The organism is Mesorhizobium sp. CA4 (assembly GCF_020165075.1).
Classification (GTDB): Bacteria; Pseudomonadota; Alphaproteobacteria; order Rhizobiales; family Rhizobiaceae; genus Mesorhizobium.
In genome coordinates this window covers 73086-93328 of record NZ_JAIUHK010000002.1, presented here as the reverse complement: position 1 = coordinate 93328, position 20243 = coordinate 73086, and the positions used below count along the sequence as shown (strand labels likewise).

18 protein-coding genes are annotated in these 20243 nt (G+C 65.4%); 16 read left to right on the top strand and 2 right to left on the bottom strand.

The genetic code is table 11. The features are described from left to right. Window positions 1–4 precede the first annotated feature (4 nt). Window positions 5–1477: a PLP-dependent aminotransferase family protein gene (locus LB528_RS02070; RefSeq protein WP_224713663.1), complete on the bottom strand. Its 1473-nt coding sequence runs from the start codon at window positions 1475–1477 to the stop codon at window positions 5–7. Between the two features lie 484 nt (window positions 1478–1961). Between LB528_RS02070 and iolE (LB528_RS02065) the strand changes: the two genes are divergently transcribed. The 7 genes from iolE (LB528_RS02065) to LB528_RS02035 all read left to right on the top strand — a co-directional run bounded on the left by iolE (LB528_RS02065) (window position 1962) and on the right by LB528_RS02035 (window position 9051). Continuing rightward, window positions 1962–2873 carry a myo-inosose-2 dehydratase gene (gene iolE / locus LB528_RS02065; protein WP_224713662.1) on the top strand — a complete coding sequence of 304 codons (912 nt, stop codon included), beginning with the start codon at window positions 1962–1964 and terminating at the stop codon, window positions 2871–2873. A 22-nt stretch (window positions 2874–2895) separates the two neighbouring features. Beyond that, entirely contained in the window at window positions 2896–3993 is a 1098-nt protein-coding gene (locus LB528_RS02060; protein WP_224713661.1) for an ABC transporter ATP-binding protein, read from the top strand. Beyond that, a complete protein-coding gene (locus tag LB528_RS02055; RefSeq protein ID WP_224713660.1) occupies window positions 3990–5303 on the top strand; it encodes an extracellular solute-binding protein in 1314 nt (437 codons plus the stop codon). The genes LB528_RS02060 and LB528_RS02055 overlap by 4 nt, the downstream gene beginning before the upstream one ends. After that, a complete protein-coding gene (locus LB528_RS02050) occupies window positions 5303–6208 on the top strand; it encodes a carbohydrate ABC transporter permease (protein ID WP_224514999.1) in 906 nt (301 codons plus the stop codon). Before LB528_RS02055 ends, LB528_RS02050 begins: the two co-directional genes overlap by 1 nt. Further along, window positions 6205–7023, top strand: a complete 819-nt coding sequence (locus LB528_RS02045; RefSeq protein ID WP_201412757.1) for a carbohydrate ABC transporter permease — start codon at window positions 6205–6207, stop codon at window positions 7021–7023. Before LB528_RS02050 ends, LB528_RS02045 begins: the two co-directional genes overlap by 4 nt. A 63-nt stretch (window positions 7024–7086) precedes the next feature. Beyond that, complete coding sequence (gene iolG, locus LB528_RS02040) at window positions 7087–8079, top strand: inositol 2-dehydrogenase (RefSeq protein ID WP_224514996.1); 993 nt, start codon at window positions 7087–7089, stop codon at window positions 8077–8079. Between the two features lie 33 nt (window positions 8080–8112). Continuing rightward, window positions 8113–9051, top strand: a complete 939-nt coding sequence (locus LB528_RS02035) for a sugar phosphate isomerase/epimerase family protein (RefSeq protein WP_224514994.1) — start codon at window positions 8113–8115, stop codon at window positions 9049–9051. A 69-nt stretch (window positions 9052–9120) separates the two neighbouring features. On the opposite strand, the gene LB528_RS02030 is transcribed toward LB528_RS02035, so the two are convergent. Continuing rightward, the gene (locus LB528_RS02030) at window positions 9121–10230 is read right to left on the bottom strand and encodes a Gfo/Idh/MocA family protein (protein ID WP_224514992.1); all 1110 of its coding nucleotides are present in this window, start codon (window positions 10228–10230) and stop codon (window positions 9121–9123) included. A 158-nt stretch (window positions 10231–10388) separates the two neighbouring features. Here LB528_RS02030 and LB528_RS02025 point away from each other — a divergent pair, with 158 nt between their 5' ends. From LB528_RS02025 to phnN, 9 genes are all read left to right on the top strand, one after another. Continuing rightward, window positions 10389–11234 carry a MurR/RpiR family transcriptional regulator gene (locus LB528_RS02025; RefSeq protein ID WP_224515115.1) on the top strand — a complete coding sequence of 282 codons (846 nt, stop codon included), beginning with the start codon at window positions 10389–10391 and terminating at the stop codon, window positions 11232–11234. 153 nt (window positions 11235–11387) lie between these two features. Further along, window positions 11388–13322: a bifunctional 5-dehydro-2-deoxygluconokinase/5-dehydro-2-deoxyphosphogluconate aldolase gene (locus tag LB528_RS02020; protein WP_224514990.1), complete on the top strand. Its 1935-nt coding sequence runs from the start codon at window positions 11388–11390 to the stop codon at window positions 13320–13322. A 32-nt stretch (window positions 13323–13354) separates the two neighbouring features. Then, a complete protein-coding gene (gene iolD, locus LB528_RS02015; protein ID WP_224713659.1) occupies window positions 13355–15205 on the top strand; it encodes a 3D-(3,5/4)-trihydroxycyclohexane-1,2-dione acylhydrolase (decyclizing) in 1851 nt (616 codons plus the stop codon). A 146-nt stretch (window positions 15206–15351) separates the two neighbouring features. After that, complete coding sequence (gene iolE, locus LB528_RS02010) at window positions 15352–16266, top strand: myo-inosose-2 dehydratase (protein ID WP_224514987.1); 915 nt, start codon at window positions 15352–15354, stop codon at window positions 16264–16266. Window positions 16267–16342: 76 nt separating this feature from the next. After that, window positions 16343–16555 carry a DUF3329 domain-containing protein gene (locus LB528_RS02005; RefSeq protein ID WP_224514985.1) on the top strand — a complete coding sequence of 71 codons (213 nt, stop codon included), beginning with the start codon at window positions 16343–16345 and terminating at the stop codon, window positions 16553–16555. Window positions 16556–16569: 14 nt separating this feature from the next. Beyond that, window positions 16570–17385: a 5-deoxy-glucuronate isomerase gene (iolB, locus tag LB528_RS02000; RefSeq protein WP_224713658.1), complete on the top strand. Its 816-nt coding sequence runs from the start codon at window positions 16570–16572 to the stop codon at window positions 17383–17385. 239 nt (window positions 17386–17624) lie between these two features. Next, complete coding sequence (locus LB528_RS01995; protein ID WP_224713657.1) at window positions 17625–18332, top strand: DUF1045 domain-containing protein; 708 nt, start codon at window positions 17625–17627, stop codon at window positions 18330–18332. A gap of 20 nt (window positions 18333–18352) precedes the next feature. Continuing rightward, window positions 18353–19492, top strand: a complete 1140-nt coding sequence (locus tag LB528_RS01990) for an alpha-D-ribose 1-methylphosphonate 5-triphosphate diphosphatase (protein ID WP_224514979.1) — start codon at window positions 18353–18355, stop codon at window positions 19490–19492. Beyond that, window positions 19489–20115 carry a phosphonate metabolism protein/1,5-bisphosphokinase (PRPP-forming) PhnN gene (phnN, locus tag LB528_RS01985; RefSeq protein ID WP_224514976.1) on the top strand — a complete coding sequence of 209 codons (627 nt, stop codon included), beginning with the start codon at window positions 19489–19491 and terminating at the stop codon, window positions 20113–20115. The genes LB528_RS01990 and phnN overlap by 4 nt, the downstream gene beginning before the upstream one ends. Window positions 20116–20243 lie beyond the last annotated feature (128 nt).

The following is a 20243-nucleotide window of genomic DNA, read 5'->3' as shown; positions in this document are numbered from 1 at the left end:
AGCCTCACCTCACCACCTCCCCTATCGCCTGCGCCAGCCTCTCGACCCCATCCCTCATCTGCGCGGCATCACACGCCGCATAGCCCAGCACCAGCCCTTGGGTCGGCGCGGTGTTCTGGAAATATTTCGACAGCGGCGAGACGTTGATGGCCCGTCTGGCCGCCGCCTGGCTGACCTCGATGTCGTCGATGCCTTCCTTGAGGTAGCCCACCACCTGGATGCCGGCTTCGGCGGGGGAGAGCGTGATCTCGTCGCGCAGGCGCTCGGTGACGATGTCGCGGAAGAGCTGGCGGCGCTGGGCGTAGATGCGGCGCATGCGTTTGAGATGCCGGCTCATATGGCCCTCGGTGATGAAATCGGCCAAGGCGGCCTGCAGCAGCAGCGGCGCGAACTGGCCGGTGGTGGAGAGCGCGTTGACGATGCGGCTGGCGAGCTCTTGCGGCAGCACCATGAAGCCGAGGCGCAGCGCAGGGAACAAAAGCTTGGCGAAGGTGCCGACATAGATGACGCGGCCGGAGCGGTCCATGCTCTGGATCGCCGGCACGGGGCGGCCTTGAAAGCGGTATTCGCCGTCGAAATCGTCCTCGATCACCCAGGCATTCGCGGTATCGGCGATGTCGAGCAGGCGCAGCCGCTCCTCCATGCGCATGGTGATGCCCAGCGGATGCTGGCAGGCCGGCGTCACATAGATGAGGCGGGGCAACGGGTCCGGCGGGTCGAGATGCCAGCCGCGCTCCTGGTCGACCGCAATCGGCAGGATCCTGGCGCCGGCCACGGTGAAGGCGGCCTTGGCGCCGTAATAGCCGGGCTCCTCCATCCACACCGTGTCGTCGGGGTCGAGCAGCAGGCGAGCGAGAAGATCGAAGGCGGCCTGGGCGCCGGTCGTGATGACGATCTGCTCGGCACGGCAGCGCACGCCGCGCGCGGAATAAAGATAGCCGGCGATCGCGTCTTTCAGCGCCGGGTGGCCGGTGACATCATAGGTGCCGAACAGCGTCTCGCCGCCATGGCTGGCGCGGCGCGCGACCAGCCGGCCCCAGACGCCGAAGGGAAAGCTCTGCGCATCCGGCATGCCGGGGTGGAAAGCGACATGTCCCGGCCGGCCGTGATGATAAGGCTGGCTGAGCAGCTGCTGGCCGCGCAAGGAGGGTGATCGCAGCGGGACGGGCGGCTCCTCGCGCGGTGATTCGCGCGGGCCGTCCGGCAGGTCGACGATGACGGGCCGCGCGCCCTGGCGGTTGGCGAGATAGCCTTCGGTGACCAGCTGTTCGTAGGCGGCGACGATGGTGTTGCGGCCAAGGCCGAGCTCGGCGGCCAGGGCGCGCGTGGAAGGAAGCTCCGAGCCGGGGGGAAGCGCGCGGCTGCGGATGATGGCGACGAGGCCGTGATAGAGCTGGCGCGAGAGATGCTCGGGGCTCGAGCGGTTCACGGCCAGCATGTCGAGCGGGAAGGCCTGGGGTTTGGGGTGGGGGCGCATGGCTGGCTAGTCTCCGCGGCCTGCCGGCCACGGAAGCTCCCAAAGAGCTCGCCTTGCAGCAACGTCGGCGATTGGCGAAAGCCTGGGCGACATCTGATCTCCCCCCTTGCGGGGGAGATGTCCGGCAGGACAGAGGGGGGTGCCTCGCGCCGACGCTGGACGCTTAGCTCCATAGTGCTGCGTGGATGCTCTTGGATTTCCCATCCCCCATCCTGCCACACCGACCCTCCTACACAAACTGGTTCCTTCATTTTTCGGAAAACTGGCCCTCGCGAGGGAGACAGAGCGGGGTAGACTTCGCGCAATGACGTTGGGGCAAGACGTCGACAAGGACATGTAACACGGGGAACTGTGAGGCGCGGCGCTGGGAGGGCGTCTTGCCGAACGAAACGGCAGGGCTTCGCCCTGTCGCCAGCAATCGCGGTCATCTCCTCCCGGGACCAGATACCCTGCAGCGATCCGGCTGCGGGGCGGAAAGCGAGCAATGACGACAATTCGACTTGGCATCAACCCGATCACCTGGACCAATGACGACGTGCCGGAACTGGGCGGCGACACGCCGCTCGAGACCTGCCTCGCAGAAACCGCGGAGGCCGGCTATGCCGGCACCGAGCTTGGCGGCAAGTTCCCGCGCGACAGCCGCACGCTTCGGCCGATCCTCGACCGTTACGGGCTGGCGCTGGTCTCCGGCTGGTATGACGGGCGCATCTGCGAGAAGGAGGTGGACGAGGAATTCGAGGCGATCCGGCCGCATCTGACGCTGCTTCGCGATCTTGGCGCCAGGCGCGTCGTCTATGCCGACACCTCGCGCGGCCGGCATGGCGCGATCCACGACCCGATCTCGCAGCGGCCGAAGCTGATGGACGGGGAATGGAAGGCCTATGGAGCCAAGATCACGCGGCTCGCGGAGCGGTTTTCGGATTTCGGCGTCGGCATGGCCTTCCACCATCACATGGGCACGATCGTCGAGACCGACGGGGAAATCGACAGGCTGATGCACAGCACCGGCGAGGCGGTCGGCCTGCTCTACGACACCGGACACTGCGCCTTTGCCGGCGGCGACCCGGAGCAATTGCTGCGCCGGCATGTCGAGCGCGTCGTGCATGTCCATTGCAAGGATGTGCGGCCGGCCATCCTGAAGAAGGCGCGCGAGGCCGATATGAGCTTCATGGGCGCGGTGATGGAGGGCATTTTTACCGTGCCCGGCGACGGCGCGATCGACTATCCGACGCTCCTAAAAATCTTCGCCGACCAGGGCTATTCGGGGTGGCTGGTGGTGGAGGCCGAGCAGGACCCGGCCAAGGCGCATCCGTTGACCTATGCGACGATGGGCTATCGCAATCTGAAGAAACTGGCGCAAGATGCCGGTTTCTACGTGCACGAGCGCAAGGCTTGAGGAAGGCAGGGGCGCTGGCGGGATGGGTTCGGTAGTCTTCAAGAACGTGGTCAAGAATTTCGGCGCGCTCAACGTGCTGCGATCGCTGGACCTCACCGTGCCGGACCATAAGTTCCTCGCCCTTCTCGGCCCCTCGGGCTGCGGCAAGACGACGGCGCTGCGCATCCTGGCGGGGCTCGACATGCCGACCGCCGGCAAGGTGTTCATCGGCGAGCGCGACGTCACCCGGCTGCAGCCGCGCGACCGCGACATCGCCATGGTGTTCCAGAGCTACGCGCTCTATCCGCAGATGACGGTCGCGGACAATATCGGTTATCCGCTGTGGATACGCGGCACATCCGAGGCCGGGCGCAAGGCCAAGATCGGCGAGGTAGCCGCCATCCTCGAAATCGGCCATCTGCTCGACCGCCGGCCGCGCCAGCTTTCCGGCGGCCAGAGACAGCGCGTGGCGCTGGCCCGCGCCATCGTGCGCGACCCGGCCGCCTTCCTGATGGACGAGCCGCTCTCCAATCTCGACGCGCGGCTCAGGCTAACCATGCGCGGCGAGATCAAGCGGCTCTGCCAGCGCCTCAGCGCCACCACCATCTATGTCACCCACGACCAGGTCGAGGCGCTCACCATGGCCGACCTCGTCGCCGTCATGCAGGGCGGCGAGCTGCAGCAGATGGCGCCGCCCATCGAGATCTACGACCGCCCGGCGAACCGTTTCGTCGCCACCTTCGTCGGCAATCCGCCAATGAACATCCTGCCGGCCGCGCTTTGCGAGCAAGGCGTGACGGTCGCCACCGGGATCGTGCCGGTGGATCAGACACGGCTCGCCGCATGCCGCCTGGCGGAGATCGTGGAGATCGGGCTGAGACCGGAAGACTGCAGCGTCGCGCCGCCGGGCGAAGCGGGCGCACTGCAGGGCGAAATCTATGTGGTCGAGCCCATGGGCAACGAGACGCTGGTCAATGTCCGCCTTGAAGGCGGCAACGTCCAGGTGCGTGCCGGACGCGATTTCAGGGGTGTGGTGGGTGAAAGCATCGGCGTCGCCTTCGACCCGGCGAACGCCTGTTTCTTCAATTCGGCCGGCCTAACCGCCGTCCACCGGGTCAACAACAATGGGAGAGTGAAATGATGCATTCCAGCAGACTTACTCGCCGCTACGTCATCAAGGGCGGGCTCGGCCTCGCCTTGGCCAGCACGGCCCTGACCACGCTCGACCTGCCGATGCCGGCTCGCGCAGCCGGCAAGAAGGTGATCATCGGCGCCTTCGCCGATGGCGGCCTGACGCCGTTCAAGGAAAAGATCATCCCGCTGGCCAAGGAGCAGGGCTTCGACATCCAGTTCCTCGAGGACGAATACGGGGTGACGCTCGAGAAGTGGTTCGCCGACGCCCAGAGCGGGGCCGGCCAGTATGACCTTTACCTGCTCGACGATCCATGGGTGCCGCAGTTCGGCGCCGCCAACGTGCTCGAGGATCTCGGCGCCGGCGGCATCGATGGTGCCGACAAGGACTGGATCGGCCCGATGATCGACATGGCCTACTGGCCGCCCCAGCAGGGGCCGCGCGTCAAGGGCTTCGAGAACGCCAAGCCGACGCTGATCTGCGTGCCCTTCGTCGGCGACCTGCAGACGCTCACCTATCGCAACGACGTCTTTACCGGCGGCGCGCCCAAGACCTGGGACGAGGTGATCGCCAAGGGCAAGGAAGGCGTGGCCGCCGGCAAGATCAAATACCCGGTTGTGTTCCGCGGCGTCTCCGGCAATCCGATCGTCACCAGCTGGTATCCGATCTTCCTGTCGTTCGGCGGCGCCTTCTTCGACGACAAGTGGAACCCGATCTTCAATTCGGCCGAGGGCAAGGCCTCCGCCGATTTCTTCGTCGGCACGATGAAGCAGAACGCGCCGAGCGGCGTGGTCGAGTTCGACTCAGACCAGGAGGGCGCGGCAATCCTCGGCGGCGATGCCGGCGCCATCATCCAGTATTCGGGCAACGCGTTGAAGGCCGACGACCCGGCGCAGACCAAGGTCGCCGGCAAGCTCGATTTCGGCGTCGTGCCGAAGCAGGAAAAGGCGATCGCCCAGATGGGCATCTTCATCGCCGGCGTGCCGAAATCGGCGCCCAACAAGGCGAATTCGATCGAGTTCCTGAAATGGTATGTCAGCGCCGAAACCCAGGCCAAGCTCTCGGAAGCGGGCTCTATTCCCGTCAAGCGCAGCGCCTTCGGCATCGCCAAGCCGGGCAACCGTCTGATCCCGGTCGCCCTGCAGCAGCTCGACGCGGGCGCCTTGCCGCGGCCGCGCACACCGGACTGGGCAAAGGTCGAGGAACTGCTCGGCATCGAGCTCAACAAGGCGCTGCAGGCCGGCTCCGGCGGGGGCGCTGCGCTCGACAAGGCCGCCAAGCAGGTCAAGGACTATCTGACCACGGCCGGTTACTACTGATGCGAACCGGCACGCAGGCGCGCAAATATCGCCTGCAGGGGGCGGGGCTCGACCTCGCCCTCCCCTATCTCATGCTGGCGCCGGGCCTGACGATCGTGCTCGGCGTGCTCGTCTATCCGCTCTGGGATGGGCTCCGCGCCAGCACCAGAGCCTATCGTTACGGCTCGCCGGTGGCCGATGTCGGCCTGCAGAACTATCTGCATCTGTGGAGCGACGCGCAGTTTCTCAACGCACTCTGGGTCACGGTGAAGTTCGTGGCGCTGTCGGTGTCTTTCGAGGCGGTGCTGGGCTTCGCGCTGGCGCTGTTTTGCCTGCACGAATTCCGCGGCATCCGGCTGCTCAGGACCGTGCTGATCATTCCCATGGTGATCACGCCGGTCGTCGTCGCCATCGTCTTTCGACTGATCTATGCCAGCGACGCCGGCATGCTGACCGCGCTGTCGAAGGCCACGGGCGGCGGCGAGGTCCAGATCCTCGGCAATCCGCTCAACGCCTTCATCGGCCTGGTCGCGCTCGACGTCTGGGAATGGACGCCGCTGATGTTCCTGATCCTGCTTGCGGGGCTGCAATCGCTGCCGCACGAGCCGTTCGAGGCGGCGCGCGTTGACGGCGCCGGCGCCTGGCGCGTCTTTGCCGATCTCACCTTTCCGATGATGCGGCCGGTGCTGGCGGTAGCGATCGTGCTCCGCACCATCGACGCCTTCGGCACCTTCGACCAGGTTTTCGTCTTGACCCGTGGCGGGCCGGGCGAAGCGACGAGGCTGATCTCGATCTACGGCTACGACACCGCATTCAAATTCCAGCAGACCGGATATGCGGCGGCGCTGTTCGTGACGATCGGCCTCGTCGTGCTCGCGCTGGCCTTCAGCGCCATCAGGCTGCTGCGCAGGGTGGACGCGTCATGAGCAACCGCCTGTCGCGCATCCTCACCACCATCTTCGTGCTGGCCGTCGTGCTGCTGCCGATCTACTGGCTGGTCTCCACCTCGCTCAAGTCGAACCGCGAGATCACCCAGGAAGGCACGCTTTACCCGCATGTGCCGACGCTCGACAATTACGTGCGACTGTTCACCGAAAAGCAGTTCGGCTCCTATTTGACGAACTCGCTGGTGGTGACCTTCTTCTCGGTCGCAATCGCGCTGATCGTCGGCGCGATGGGCGCCTATGCGATCGCCAGGTTCCGCCTACCCTTCGCCGCGGAGCGCAAGGTCGGCCTGTTCCTCTTGACGCTGCGCATCATCCCGCCAGTCGTCATCCTGATCCCGGTCTATCTCTTGATGCTCAGCCTCGGCCTGCTCGACAGCTGGCTCGGCCTGATCGCTACTTACACTGCCTTCAACGTCACCTTCTGCGTCTGGATGATGGAGAGCTTCTTCCGCGAGATCCCCGTCGACCTCGAGGAGGCGGCGATGGTCGACGGCGATTCGCGCTTCGGCGCCTTTCGCCGCATCACGCTGCCATTGGCGGCACCTGGGCTCGCGGCCACAGCGATCTTCGCCGTGCTGGTCACCTTCAACGAGTTCCTCTTCGCGCTGGCGCTGACGGCGACGCCCCGCGCCATGACCATGCCGCGCGGCACGGCAACGCTGATCGGCCGCATCGACACCGACTGGGCCTCGATGGCAGCGGCCGGCGTCATCGGCGCGTTGCCGATCGTGTTCTTCGCGCTTCTGGTGCAGCGGCATCTGGTGCGCGGGCTGACCATGGGCGCCGTGAAATGATGCCGCTTGGGCAACACGAACCGGCCGCCAGCGATGGAGCGGCCTGATGGGAAAGTCGAACGCATGATGGATGTTTGTCTGTTCGGGGTAGGGCTGATCGGCCGTGTGCATGCGAGCAATCTCGCGCGCCACCCGAAGGTGCGGCTGCGCTACGTCGTCGATCCCAATCGCGAGGCGGCCGAGAAGGTCGCCGCCGTAACCGGCGCCGAGATCGTGGACACCGAGACCGCTATGAACGATCCGGCAGTGAAAATGGTTTTCATCGCGTCGGCCACACGCACCCACGCGGAGCTAGCCATGGCTGCGGCGGCGCAAGGCAAGGCGATCTTCTGCGAGAAACCGATCGACCTCGACCTGAAGCGCACCGACGAGTGCCTGGCGGCGGTCGCGAAGGCCGACGTGCCGTTCCAGATCGGCTTCAACCGCCGCTTCGATCCGAGCTTCCGGGCGCTGAAGGAGCGCCTCGATGGCGGCGAGATCGGCGCCGTCGAGCAGGTCATCATCACCAGCCGCGACCCCGAGCCGGAATCCGAGGAAGCGCTAGCGGGAGGCGGGGGCGTCTTTCGCGAGATGACTATCCACGACTTCGACATGGCGCGGAACATGCTCGGCGAAGAACCAGTCGAACTTTTCGCGACCGGCTCCTCGCTGGTGGCGCCGCAATACAGGAAGCTCGGCGACTACGACACCGCGATGTTCATCCTGCGAACGGCGTCCGGCCGGCAATGCCACATCAACAACAGCGTCAGGGCTGCCTATGGCTATGACCAGCGCATCGAGGTGCACGGCGCCGACGGCATGCTGCAGGCCGGCAACCGGCTGCCGACCTCGGTGGAAATATACGGCGGCACGGGCATATCGCGCGACAAGCCCTATTACTTCTTCGTCGAACGCTATGCCGAGTCCTACGCGGCCGAGATCGACCACTTCATCACCTGCGTCGAAACGGGCAGGCGGCCGGCGGTCACCGCCAGCGATGGTCGCAAGGCGATGATCCTTTGCGAGGCGGCGCTTGCGTCGGCCCGGTCCGGCAGGTTTGAGCCCGTAGAGCTGTGAGCGGACGGTCCGAAGCAAGCGGGAGTTTCCGAAATGAAGATTGGCATGATCACCGACAGCCTGGGCTACCTGTCCTTCGACGAAATGCTGCGCGCCTCGGCCGAACTGGGGCTGGAGACGCTGGAGTTCGCCTGCGGCAACTGGTCGTCGGCGCCGCATATCGACCTTGCGGCCATGCTGGATAGCGCGGCGACCCGCGCCGAATTCGTCGCCAAGGTCCGCGACCACGGGCTGACGATCGCGGCGCTCAACTGCTCGGGCAATCCGCTGCATCCGGGACCGCAGGGCAAGCAGCACCGCCAGGTGACCGAGGACACGATCCGGCTGGCGAGCCTCCTGGGCATCGACCGCGTGGTGATGATGTCGGGGCTGCCGGGCGGCCCGGGCGACGCCAACCCCAACTGGATCATCACCGACTGGCCGCCCGAATGCGCCGAGATCCAGCGCTACCAGTGGGACGATTGCATCATCCCGTATTGGCGCGACCTCGTCGGCTTTGCGAACAACCTTGGCATCAGGAAGCTTTGCCTGGAACTGCATGGGCATCAGGCCGTGTACAATGTGCAGACACTGTTCCGGCTGCGCGATGCCGTCGGCGAGACGGTCGGCGCGAACTACGATCCGAGCCATCCGATATGGATGGGCGCCGATCCCATCGCCGCCGTGCGCAAGCTTGGCTCGGCGATCTACTATGTCCACGCCAAGGATACGCGCGTCGAACCGATACCGGCGGCCATCGACGGCGTGCTCGATGCCCGTCCGCCAAATCAGTTTGCCGAAAGGGCCTGGAATTACATCACGCTCGGCTACGGCCACGGCGAGACCTGGTGGCGGCAGTTCTGCACGGCGCTGAAGCAGGCCGGCTACGACGACGTGCTGTCGATCGAGCACGAGGACATGATGCTGTCGCCCATGGAAGGCATGCGCAAATCCGTGGCGCTGCTGCGCAACGTCGCCATCAACCTGGCCTGAATGCTCAGATCCGATTTTGCATTGGCCGGCCGCCGTGAACCACCATACCGGTCCCGACGCTCGGCCCAATCACCTCACATCGACCCAGCGCTGCTCCTGGAACGAGCGGGCCATGGCATGCACGGTGCGCTCGATCTCCAGCCCCTCGTCGAAGTCGATGATGCGGGCCGGCTTGCCGGCGATGCGCATCAGAAGCTCGCGGCATTCGATCATCTTGAGGTCGTTGAAGCCGAGGCCGTGGCCGGGCGCCGGCAGGAAGGAATCGTAGGGCTTGTGGTGCGGCGCCACCAGGATGGTTCGGTAGCCCTGCTCGGTCGGCCGGTCGGCGGTGAGGTAGAGCTGGAACTCGTTCATCCGCTCCTGGTCGTAGAGGATCGAGCCCTTCGAGCCGAAGATCTGGATGGCGATGCGGCCCTTGCGGCCCCAGGCCGAGCGGTTGACCAGCAGCGTGCCGGCAACGCCGTTCTCGATATGCATCAAGACGCTGGCGATGTCGTAGGTCTCGACCGCGCGGCGAGCGCCGGACGCGGTCTTGCGGTCGGCATAGGGTTTGATCATGTCGCACATGACCCGGCTGACGCGGCCGAACAGCGCCCTGATCAGCGACAGCGGATGCACGGCGAAATCGTCGAGCGCGCCATAGCCGGACGAAGCCTCATGCTTCCAGAAGAACAGCGCTTCGGGGTCGGCCATGAAGTCCTCGTCCATCTCGATGCGCACGAGATTGACACCGCCGATGATCTTTTCCTCGAGCAGCGCGCCGATATGACGGATTGCGGGGTTCTGGATGTAGTTGTAGCCGAGCACGGCGACCTTGCCGGATTTTTTTGCGGCATTCGCCATCGCCTCGGCCTCGGCGAAACTCGGCGCCATCGGCTTCTCGCACCACAGATGCTTGCCGGCTTCGAGGATGGCGATCGCCATTTCCGGGTGGAACTGGTTGGGCGTGGTCAGCGAGACGATTTCGACGTCCGGATCCTCGACCACGGCGCGCCAGTCGCCGGAGCCTTTTGCGAAGCCGAACTCGGCAGCTTTGCGTTTGGCCAAATCGTCATTCACCTCGCCCAGATGCACCAGCTTGGGCTTGTCGACATCGGGAAAAACGGTGCCCACCGCGTTCCAGGCGATGGCGTGGCACTTGCCCATGAAGCCCGTGCCGATGAGGCCCACTCCGACCATGTCGATTGTCTCCAGACTAAAGGAAAGCTCGTATGGATGAATTAGTCCATTTTAGTAAAGAATGGAACATCTAAATCATTTTTTATGGTGTTCTTGCGCGAACTCGCTATGATGAGGCAGGAGAGGGACAAAACCTTATGAGCGTGGGCGGAGCGACGATGGACGAACGGGTGCCTCGCGATTTCGAAACGCTGCGCGCGACGATCCTGGACAGGCGCGCGAGCCTACCCAAGCGCATCGCGCAGATCGCCGCCTATGCGCTCGACAACCCCGACGATATCGCTTTCGGGACGGCGGCAAGTATCGCCGCTTCCGCCGGCGTGCAGCCCTCGACGCTGATCCGGTTTGCCCAGCAGCTCGGCTTCGATGGCTTCACCAGCCTGCAGCAGGTTTTCCGCGAGCGGCTGCGCGAGCGCAACTCCTCCTATGACGAGCGGCTGGCGGCGCTGCGCGCCAAGGCCGAGGAAGGCGGTGGCCACCGGGCGATCTTCGACGGCTTCGTCGCCGCCGCCAGCACCTCGCTTGGTGACATTTCGCGTTCGCTCAACGATGCACATTTCGAAGAGGCGGTGACGCTGCTGGCGAAAGCCGAGACGATCTATGTGCTGGCCAAGCGCCGCTCCTACCCGGTGGCGTCCTACATCGCCTATGCGCTGGGGAAGCTGAAGATCCGCAACCAGCTGGTGGAATCGGCCGCGGGACTGAACGCCGAGATGATCGGCTTCGCCACGCCGCGCGATGCCGTCATCGCCATCAGCTTCTCGCCTTACGCGCCGGCGACGATCGAGGAGACGCGCTCGATCGCCGAGCAGGGTGTGCCGATCGTGGCGATCACCGACTCATCCTTCTCGCCGCTGGCGCAATTCGCCAAGGTCTGGTTCGAGGTCGCCGAGGCCGATTTCGGCGGCTTCCGCTCGATCTCGGCGACCATGGCGCTGGCCATGGCGCTGACCGTCGCCGTGGGCGAGAAACGCCGCGAGACCGGGCGCCGGCGCAGGGGCTGAGCCCCCAGACGAGCGCTTTTCAGTTTGGGAATGCTCATTCCATATTGACTGTAGATTGGAATTAATATTTCATATTGACGACACCACGCCATCGCTGGCGCGTGCTGTCCAAAACGACGCTGCTCTACACAACAAGGCCGATGGGAGGTTCGAATGGGCGAAGCCGTGGAGGGGAAATACCCGCCGCTCGACGTCATCACCATCGGCCGCGCCTCGGTCGATCTCTATGGCCAGCAGATCGGCTCGCGACTGGAGGACGTCACCTCTTTCGCCAAGTCGGTCGGCGGCTGCCCGGCCAATATTTCCGTCGGCACGGCGAGGCTCGGCCTGCGCTCGGCGCTGCTCACCCGCGTCGGCGACGAGCAGATGGGCCGTTTCATCCGCGAGCAGCTTCGGCGCGAGGGCGTTTCGGTCGACGGGCTGAAGACCGACAAGGAGAGGCTGACGGCGCTGGTGCTGCTCTCGGTCGAAAGCGAAGGCGTCTCGCCGATGATTTTCTATCGTTCGGACTGCGCCGACATGGCGCTGGCCGAAGAAGATATCGACGAGGCCTTCATCGCCTCGGCGCGCTCGGTCGTCGTCACCGGTACGCATTTCTCCCGGCCGAACTCCGATGCCGCGCAGCGCAAGGCGATCCGCTTGATGAAGGCCAAGGGTGGCAAGGTGGTGTTCGACATCGACTATCGCCCGAACCTCTGGGGCCTTGCCGGCCATGCCGAGGGCTTCGAGCGCTACGTCAAATCCGACCGCGTGTCGGCGCAGTTGAAGACGGTCCTGCCCGATTGCGATCTCATCGTCGGCACCGAGGAAGAGATCATGATCGCGTCGGGCGCCGACGATTGCCTGAGCGCGCTGAAGACGATCCGCGCCCTGTCCTTGGCGACCATCGTGCTCAAGCGCGGCGCCAAGGGCTGCATCGTCTATGACGGCCCGATCAGCGACGATCTCGAGGACGGCATCGTCGGCAAGGGTTTCCCGATCGAGATCTACAATGTGCTCGGCGCCGGCGACGCCTTCATGTCCGGCTTCCTGCGCGGCTGGCTCGGCGGCGAAAGCTTCGCCACCGCCGCGACCTGGGCCAATGCCTGCGGCGCCTTCGCGGTGTCGCGCCTGCTCTGCGCGCCGGAATATCCGACTTTCGAGGAGTTGCAGTTCTTTTTGAAGCATGGCAGCAAGCACCTGGCGCTGCGCAAGGACGAGGCGATCAACCACGTCCACTGGGCAACGACGCGGCGGCGCGACATCCCCTCGTTGATGGCTTTGGCCTGCGACCATCGCGTCCAGTTGGAAGATGTGGCGGCCAGGGTCGGCGCCGATGTTTCGCGTATTCCCGACTTCAAGGTGCTGACGGTCAAGGCGGCGGCAAAGGTCGCCGCCGGCCGCGATGGCTACGGCATGCTGATCGACGAGAAATATGGCCGCGACGCCATGTTCGAATTCGCCCGCCATCCCTTCGCCTGGCTCGGCCGCCCCGTCGAATTGCCCGGATCGCGGCCGCTGCGCTTCGAGTTTTCGCAGGACATCGGCTCGCAGCTCACCGAATGGCCGGTCGACCATTGCATCAAATGCCTGTGCTTCTATCACCCGGACGACCCGGAGGCGCTCAAAGTTGAGCAGCAGCAGAAGCTGCGCGCTTTGTTCGAAGCGGCGCGGAAAGTCGGCCGCGAATTGCTGGTCGAGATCATCGCCGGTAAGCACGGCAAGCTCGACGACACCACCATTCCGCGCGCGCTGGAAGAGCTCTATGCGCTGGGCATCAAGCCCGACTGGTGGAAGCTCGAGCCGCAGGCTTCCGCAGGCGCCTGGGCCAAGATCGAACAGGTGATCGTCAGGAACGATCCTTGGTGCCGCGGCGTCGTGCTGCTCGGGCTGGAAGCGCCGCAGGACGAGTTGGTCGCGGCATTTGCCGCCACCGCCAATGCGCCGATCGTCAAGGGCTTTGCCGTCGGTCGCACCATCTTCGTCAACGCCGCCGAAAGATGGCTGGCCGGCAGGATGTCGGATGACGAGGCGATCGCCGACATGGCCGCGCGCTTCGAGCAGTTGACCGAGGCATGGCTTGCCGCACGCGGCCGCAAAGCCGCATAACAGGACCGCTGAAGGACTGCGGAGGAGACACCATGAGCAAGACAATCCGCCTGACGATGGCGCAGGCGCTGACCCGCTCCCTCAGCCGGCAAATCACCGAGATCGACGGGAAGAAGGTGCCGATCTTCGGCGGAGTCTGGGCGATCTTCGGCCATGGCAACGTCGCCGGCATCGGCGAGGCGCTCTACCAGGTCCGCGACGAGCTGCCGACCTTCCGCGCCCATAATGAGCAGGCGATGGCGCATGCGGCGATCGCCTATGGCAAGGCCAATTTCCGCCGCCGCTTCATGGCCGCGACCTCGTCGATCGGCCCCGGCGCGCTCAACATGGTGACGGCCGCCGCGCTCGCGCATGTAAACCGGTTGCCTGTCCTGTTTTTGCCAGGCGATATCTTCGCCAACCGCCTGCCCGACCCGGTGCTGCAGCAGGCTGAGGATTTTTCCGACGGCACGGCGAGCGTCAATGACTGCTTCCGTCCCGTATCGCGCTATTTCGACCGCATCACGCGACCGGAGCAGATCATCCCGGCGCTGAACCGCGCCATGCAGGTGCTGACCGATCCGGCCGAATGCGGCCCGGTGACGCTCTCGCTCTGCCAGGATGTGCAGGCCGAAGCCTATGATTATCCCGAAAGCCTGTTCGCCGAGCGCGTCTGGACACCGCGCCGGCTGCGCCCGGATCGCAACGAGCTGGCGGCGGCCGTCGCGGCGCTGAAGGGCGCCAGGAAGCCGCTGGTGATCGCGGGCGGCGGGGTGCTGTATTCGCAGGCTTCGGACGAGCTCGCCAAGCTGGTGCAGGGCGCTGGCATTCCGGTCTGCGAGACACAGGGCGGCAAATCCTCGTTGCCCGACGACCATCCGCTCAACATGGCGGCGGTCGGCGTCACCGGCACGTCGGCCGCCAACCGGCTGGCGGAGGAGGCCGATGTCGTGCTTGCGGTCGGCACCAGGCTGCAGGATTTCACCACCGGCTCCTGGGCGCTGTTCAAGAATGCCGGCCGCACCATCATCGGCCTGAACACGCAAGGTTTCGACGCCGGCAAGCATTGGGCGCTGCCGCTGGTCGCCGACGCGGCCGAAGGGCTTGCCGAGCTGTCCGCCGCGCTGAAGGGCTGGAAAGCGCCAGCCGCGTGGACCGACAATGCATTGAAGGGCAAGACGGAGTGGCAGGCCGCCGCCGCCAAGGTGACGGCCTCGACCAACGCCGCCTATCCGTCCGATGCGCAAGTGATCGGCGCCGTGCAGCGCGCCATGGGCTCGGGCGTCACGCTGCTGCATGCCGCGGGCGGTCTGCCGGGCGAATTGCACAAGCTGTGGCAGGCCGGCGCGCCGGGCTCCTACCATGCCGAATACGGCTTCTCGACCATGGGCTACGAGATCGCCGGCGGTCTCGGCGTCAAGATGGCCAAGCCCGACCAGGAGGTGGTCGTCATGGTCGGTGATGGCTCCTATCTGATGCTTAATTCCGAGATCGCCACCTCGGTGATGCTTGGCCTCAAGCTCACCATCGTGCTTCTCGATAACCGCGGCTATGGCTGCATCAACCGGCTGCAGATGGCGACCGGCGGCGCCAACTTCAACAACCTGCTCAAGGACGCCCGCCACGAGGTGATGCCGGACGTCGACTTCGCCGCGCATGCGGCAAGCCTCGGTGCCGTCGCCGAGAAGGTGGCGTCGATTGCCGAACTGGAGACGGCGCTGGCCAAGGCGAAGAAGAACGACAAGACCACGGTGCTGGTCATCGACACCGACCCGCTGGTGTCGACGGAGGCCGGCGGTCATTGGTGGGATGTCGCCGTGCCGGAAGTCTCGTCGCGGCCGCAGGTCAATGCCGCGCGCAAGGCGTATGAGGAGAAGAAGCAGAAACAGAGCGTCGGTGATTGAAGCCGGCGAGGCGATGCTCCCTACCTCTCCCTCGTGGGGAGGTCGGACCGAAGGTCCGGGTGGGGGCAGCGCCGCCCCCACCCCGTTGCTTCGCAGCGACCCGCCCCACAAGGGGGGTAGGAATAAACCGACATTGGAGTGACGACTTGAGAGCCAAACTGGGCATGTCCCCCATCGCATGGTGGAACGACGATCTGGTGGAATTGAGCGATGACGTGTCGCTGGAAGAATGCCTGCGCCAGTCGCGCTCGGCCGGCTTCACCGGCATGGAGATGGGCCGCCGCTTTCCCAAGGATCCGAAGGTGATGCTGCCGATCCTGAAGGAGGCCGACGTCACGCTCTGCGGCGGCTGGTTCTCCGGCACGCTGGTCGATGAGGACATCTCCCGGAACAAGGATCGCATCCAGCCGATGATCGACCTGTTCAAGGCGGTCCACGCACCCTGTATCGTCTATGGCGAGGTCGGCCGGTCCATCCAGGGCGACCGCTCCAAGCCTTTGGCCACCAAGCCGAAACTTTCAGACGACGAGATGAAGGCTTACGGCCGGCGCGTCACCGAGTTCGGCGAATGGTGCGCGGAGCAGGGCATGCCGCTTTCCTATCACCACCACATGGCGGCGGTGGTCGAGACCGAGCCGGAGCTCGACGCCTTCATGCGCAATTCCGGCGAAGGCATTCCGCTGCTGCTCGATGCCGGCCATCTCGCCTTTGCCGGCGGCGATGTGCTGCGCGCCATCGACAACCACCACAAGCGCATCAACCATGTCCATGTGAAGGACGTGCGCATGGACGTGATCGACGGGCTCGACCGGACAAAACAGTCCTTCCTCGATGCCGTCGCGCTCGGCGCCTTCACCGTGCCGGGCGACGGCTCGCTCGACTTCGGGGCGATTGTCCAGCGTTTCGCCGATCATGGCTATGAAGGCTGGTTCGTGGTCGAGGCCGAGCAGGATCCGAAGAAGAACCCGCCGCTCAAGATGGCTCAGGTCGGCCACAAGGAGCTGATGCGGGTGATGACCGACGCCGGCTATACGGTCGAGACGCAAGGTTTTCCGGCCTGAACGGTGGATTGAATGATGGATTAGTCGGGGCGCGCGGTTTATCCGTTGCGCTTTGGGCAAATCCTGGATTGGCGCGATGAAAGATTATGAGCATCCCTTCTTCCGGCCGCTGTGGCGCCGTATCGCCGTCGTCGCCGTCTGCCTGGCCTGGTCGGTGATCGAGTTCGCCTCCGGCACGCCCTTCTGGGGCGTCATCGCCCTCGGCTTCGCCGGCTACGCGGTGTGGCAGTTTTTCTACCTCTACAAGCCGGTGGAAGAGGCTAAGCCTCCGGCCGAGCCGAAGGAATGATCAAAGGAGCTCCCATGTCGAAACTGCTCGTCAAGGCCGATAGGGGCCACGGCCATGTCGCCCACGTCACGCCGCAAAGCGCCGGCTGGACCTATGTCGGTTTCGATCTGCATCGGCTTCGTCCGGGCGAGACGGCGTCGGGCAAGACGGCAGAGCGCGAGGTGTGCCTGGTGTTCGTCACCGGCAAGGGCAAGGCGTCGGCCGGCGGCAAGGATCTCGGCCTGCTCGGCGAGCGCATGTCGCCCTTTGAAGGCAAGCCATGGTCGGTCTATGTGCCGCAGGGCTCGGACTGGTCGGTGACCGCCGATACCGAACTGGAGCTCGCCGTCTGCTCGGCGCCCGGCTTAAGCGGCGGCCTGCCGGTGCGCGTCATCGGGCCTGACGATCTCGGCCAGGAAGTGCGCGGCAAGGGCACCAACACGCGTTACGTCACCAACATCCTGCCCGAGGGCAAGCCGGCGGATTCGCTGCTGGTGGTCGAGGTGATCACGCCCGGCGGCCATACGTCGAGCTATCCGCCACACAAGCACGACCAGGACAATCTGCCGGCCGAATCCTATCTCGAGGAAACCTATTACCATCGACTCAACCCGACGCAGGGCTTTGCCTTTCAGCGCGTCTACACCGATGCCGACCGCAACGGCGTGCGGGAGTTGGACGAAGCGATGGCGATCGAGGACGGCGATGTCGTGCTGGTACCCAAGGGCTATCACCCCTGCGCGGCCTGCCACGGCTACGACCTTTATTACCTCAACGTCATGGCCGGACCGAAGCGGACGTGGAAGTTCCACAACGCGGCCGAGCACGAATGGCTGATGAAGGCCGGATAGGCAGGCCGGCAAAGCCGTTGGTCCAGTCCGGAAAATCGTCGGCTAACGAGCTCCGTGCTGGACTTGCCCTCGAAAACCCATGAAAGCTTCGTCAATCCGTCATGGAAATCACCTATGGCAGCGGTTCCGGTGCATGTCGCCGCAAGCGCTCCGGCGTTTGGGCCACGACTTGCCGAAACAATGACTTGAAGCGCGTCGCATAATCCTTCGGGGCGCAGCGCGCTTGACGAGGAACGCCCATGCGCTACGCCATCTACTATACCCCGGGGCAGGACGAGAAGCTGGCGCGCATTGCCGCCAACTGGCTGGGCCGCGACCCGTTCGGCGCGGCGACGCGGCCGGTCGAGGCCGTGGGCGATCTGTCGGCCGCGGAAGTCGCCTTCCACACCGCCTCCGCCCGGCGCTACGGATTCCATGCCACGCTGAAGGCGCCGTTCCGGCTGGCGCCGAACGAGACGGAAGCCTCGCTGCGCGCCGCGCTCGACAGTTTTGCCGCGGCGACGCCGCCGGTCGTCATCCCGCGTCTGGTCGTCGGCCAGATCGACGGCTTCTTCGCGCTGGTGCCGGAAACGCAGTTTGCGCCGCTCCACGATTTCGCCGGCGAGGTGGTGCGCGCCTTTGACCCGTTCCGCGCGCCGCTGACCGAGGCCGAGATCGAGCGCCGCAGCCCCGATGCGCTGAACCCGGAGGAGTTTCGCAACCTTTGCCAATGGGGCTATCCCTACGTCTTCGACACGTTCCGCTTCCACATGACGCTGTCGGGGCGCGTCGGGCCAGAGGAAAGCCCACGTCTTCGCGCGGCGATCGACGGCCTGTTCGCCGATGTGCTGCGGCAGCCGGTGCCGGTGGATGCGCTGACCTTGTTTGTCGAAAGCGAACCCGGCGCCCCATTCATGGTGCTTTCCCACCATGCGCTTGGCCGCGGCCCTGCCCGCAAAACAGCTTGATTGATATAGGACCGCCCAAGATGACCGCCGAAACCGTTCTCACCAATGCCCGCATCGTGCTGCCCGATGAAATCATCGAGGGCTCGCTTTTGTTGCGCGACGGCCTGATTGCCGCCGTCGAGCCGGGTGCTGCCCGCACCGGCGAGGATATGGGCGGCGACTACATCATCCCGGGCCTCGTCGAGCTGCACACCGACCACCTCGAGGGCCATTACGCGCCGCGCCCGAAAGTGCGCTGGAACCCGATCGCCGCCGTGCTTGCCCATGACGCCCAGGTGGCGACCGCCGGCATCACCACCGTACTCGACGCCTTGCGCGTCGGCATGGACGATGACGCCGACCTGAAGTCCGACGACGTCCGCAAGCTCGCCGACGCGATCGAGGACAGCGTGCGCCAGGATCGGCTCAGGGCCGACCATTTCATCCACCTGCGCTGCGAGGTCTCGGCGCCGGACTGCCTCAAGGCCTTCGCCAATTTCGAGACCAACGAGCGGGTGAAGCTCGCCTCGCTGATGGACCATGCGCCTGGACAGCGCCAGTTCGTCAACCTCGAGACTTATGCCTATTACTACCAGCGCAAGCTGAAGCTGACGGACCACGACTTCCAGAAATTCTGCGAGAAGCGGATGGCGGAATCGGCTCGCAATTCCGGTCCGAACCGCGTCTTCATCTCGGCCGCCTGCCATGAGCGCGGCATTGTGCTGGCCAGCCATGACGACGCGACCGCCGGCCATGTCGACGAAGCGATCGAGCAGGGCGTGCGCGTCGCCGAGTTCCCGACGACGAAAGAGGCGGCCAAGGCCTCGAAGGCGGCGGGCCTCGGCGTGCTGATGGGCGCGCCGAATGTCATGCGCGGCGCCTCGCATTCCGGCAATGTCTCGGCGCGCACGCTCGCCGCCGACGGCCTGCTGGACATCCTTTCGTCCGACTACATTCCCTTCAGCCTGATCCAGTCCGCCTTCTTCCTCGGCGATCTCGTCGACCGCATTTCGCTGCCGCAGGCGGTCGCCATGGTCTCGAAGAACCCGGCCGAAGCAATCGGCCTCAACGACCGCGGCGTCATCGAGCCCGGCCGCCGGGCCGACCTTGTGCGCGTGCGCGTCGACGACCACGTGCCGGTCGTGCGTATCGTGTGGCGCCAGGGCGGCCGGGTCGCATGATGGTCTCGGCTCTCATCGAGCGCGAGCTGGCCGACAGCCTGCCGATCCGCAACGGCGTCTTCGTCGCGGTGGTCGGCCCGAGCGGCGCCGGCAAGGATACGCTGATCGGCTACGCCAAAGCGCGCTTTGCCGGCGAGACGCGGCTGGAATTCGTGCGCCGCGTCATCACCCGGCCAAGCGATACGGCAAGCGAGGATCACGATACGCTGGCCGATGCCGCCTTTGCCGAAGCGGAAGCCGACGGGGCCTTCTCGCTTTGCTGGGACGCGCACGGCCTGCGCTATGGCTTGCCGGCCGATGTCGACTGGGCCGTGGCGAACGGCCATGTAGCCGTGGCGAATGTCTCCCGCGCGGTCATCCCGGCGCTGCGCGAGCGCTATGCCAACCTGGCCGTGGTCGAGATCACCGCCACGCCGGAGATGCTCGCCGAACGGCTGGCGGCGCGCGGCCGAGAATCGCGCGGCGAGGTGCTTGCCCGCCTGGCGCGCAGCACCAGCGTCAAGCTGACGGGACCGGACGTGACCTCGATCGACAACAGCGGCGACAAGGACATCGCCGGCGAACGCTTCGCCGAGGTGCTGCGCAGGGCGATGGCGTTTTCGGATCTGTCGGACATGATCTGACTCGACGTCGTCATCCACGGGCGGAGCGCCGGGAAGCGGCGCGTAGACCCGAGGATCCATTCCGTGACTTTCGCCGAAGGGCACAGCGGAGCAGAATTCTGCACCGTTGCAACGCATCGAAGTCACGG

Bases quoted from the DNA above. Each gene is read 5' to 3' on its own strand.
- LB528_RS02070 (WP_224713663.1), bottom strand. From the start codon at position 1,477: ATGCGCCCCCACCCCAAACCCCAGGCCTTCCCGCTCGACATGCTGGCC.
- iolE (WP_224713662.1), top strand. From the start codon at position 1,962: ATGACGACAATTCGACTTGGCATCAACCCGATCACCTGGACCAATGAC.
- LB528_RS02060 (WP_224713661.1), top strand. From the start codon at position 2,896: ATGGGTTCGGTAGTCTTCAAGAACGTGGTCAAGAATTTCGGCGCGCTC.
- LB528_RS02055 (WP_224713660.1), top strand. From the start codon at position 3,990: ATGATGCATTCCAGCAGACTTACTCGCCGCTACGTCATCAAGGGCGGG.
- LB528_RS02050 (WP_224514999.1), top strand. From the start codon at position 5,303: ATGCGAACCGGCACGCAGGCGCGCAAATATCGCCTGCAGGGGGCGGGG.
- LB528_RS02045 (WP_201412757.1), top strand. From the start codon at position 6,205: ATGAGCAACCGCCTGTCGCGCATCCTCACCACCATCTTCGTGCTGGCC.
- iolG (WP_224514996.1), top strand. From the start codon at position 7,087: ATGATGGATGTTTGTCTGTTCGGGGTAGGGCTGATCGGCCGTGTGCAT.
- LB528_RS02035 (WP_224514994.1), top strand. From the start codon at position 8,113: ATGAAGATTGGCATGATCACCGACAGCCTGGGCTACCTGTCCTTCGAC.
- LB528_RS02030 (WP_224514992.1), bottom strand. From the start codon at position 10,230: ATGGTCGGAGTGGGCCTCATCGGCACGGGCTTCATGGGCAAGTGCCAC.
- LB528_RS02025 (WP_224515115.1), top strand. From the start codon at position 10,389: ATGGACGAACGGGTGCCTCGCGATTTCGAAACGCTGCGCGCGACGATC.
- LB528_RS02020 (WP_224514990.1), top strand. From the start codon at position 11,388: ATGGGCGAAGCCGTGGAGGGGAAATACCCGCCGCTCGACGTCATCACC.
- iolD (WP_224713659.1), top strand. From the start codon at position 13,355: ATGAGCAAGACAATCCGCCTGACGATGGCGCAGGCGCTGACCCGCTCC.
- LB528_RS02005 (WP_224514985.1), top strand. From the start codon at position 16,343: ATGAAAGATTATGAGCATCCCTTCTTCCGGCCGCTGTGGCGCCGTATC.
- iolB (WP_224713658.1), top strand. From the start codon at position 16,570: ATGTCGAAACTGCTCGTCAAGGCCGATAGGGGCCACGGCCATGTCGCC.
- LB528_RS01995 (WP_224713657.1), top strand. From the start codon at position 17,625: ATGCGCTACGCCATCTACTATACCCCGGGGCAGGACGAGAAGCTGGCG.
- LB528_RS01990 (WP_224514979.1), top strand. From the start codon at position 18,353: ATGACCGCCGAAACCGTTCTCACCAATGCCCGCATCGTGCTGCCCGAT.
- phnN (WP_224514976.1), top strand. From the start codon at position 19,489: ATGATGGTCTCGGCTCTCATCGAGCGCGAGCTGGCCGACAGCCTGCCG.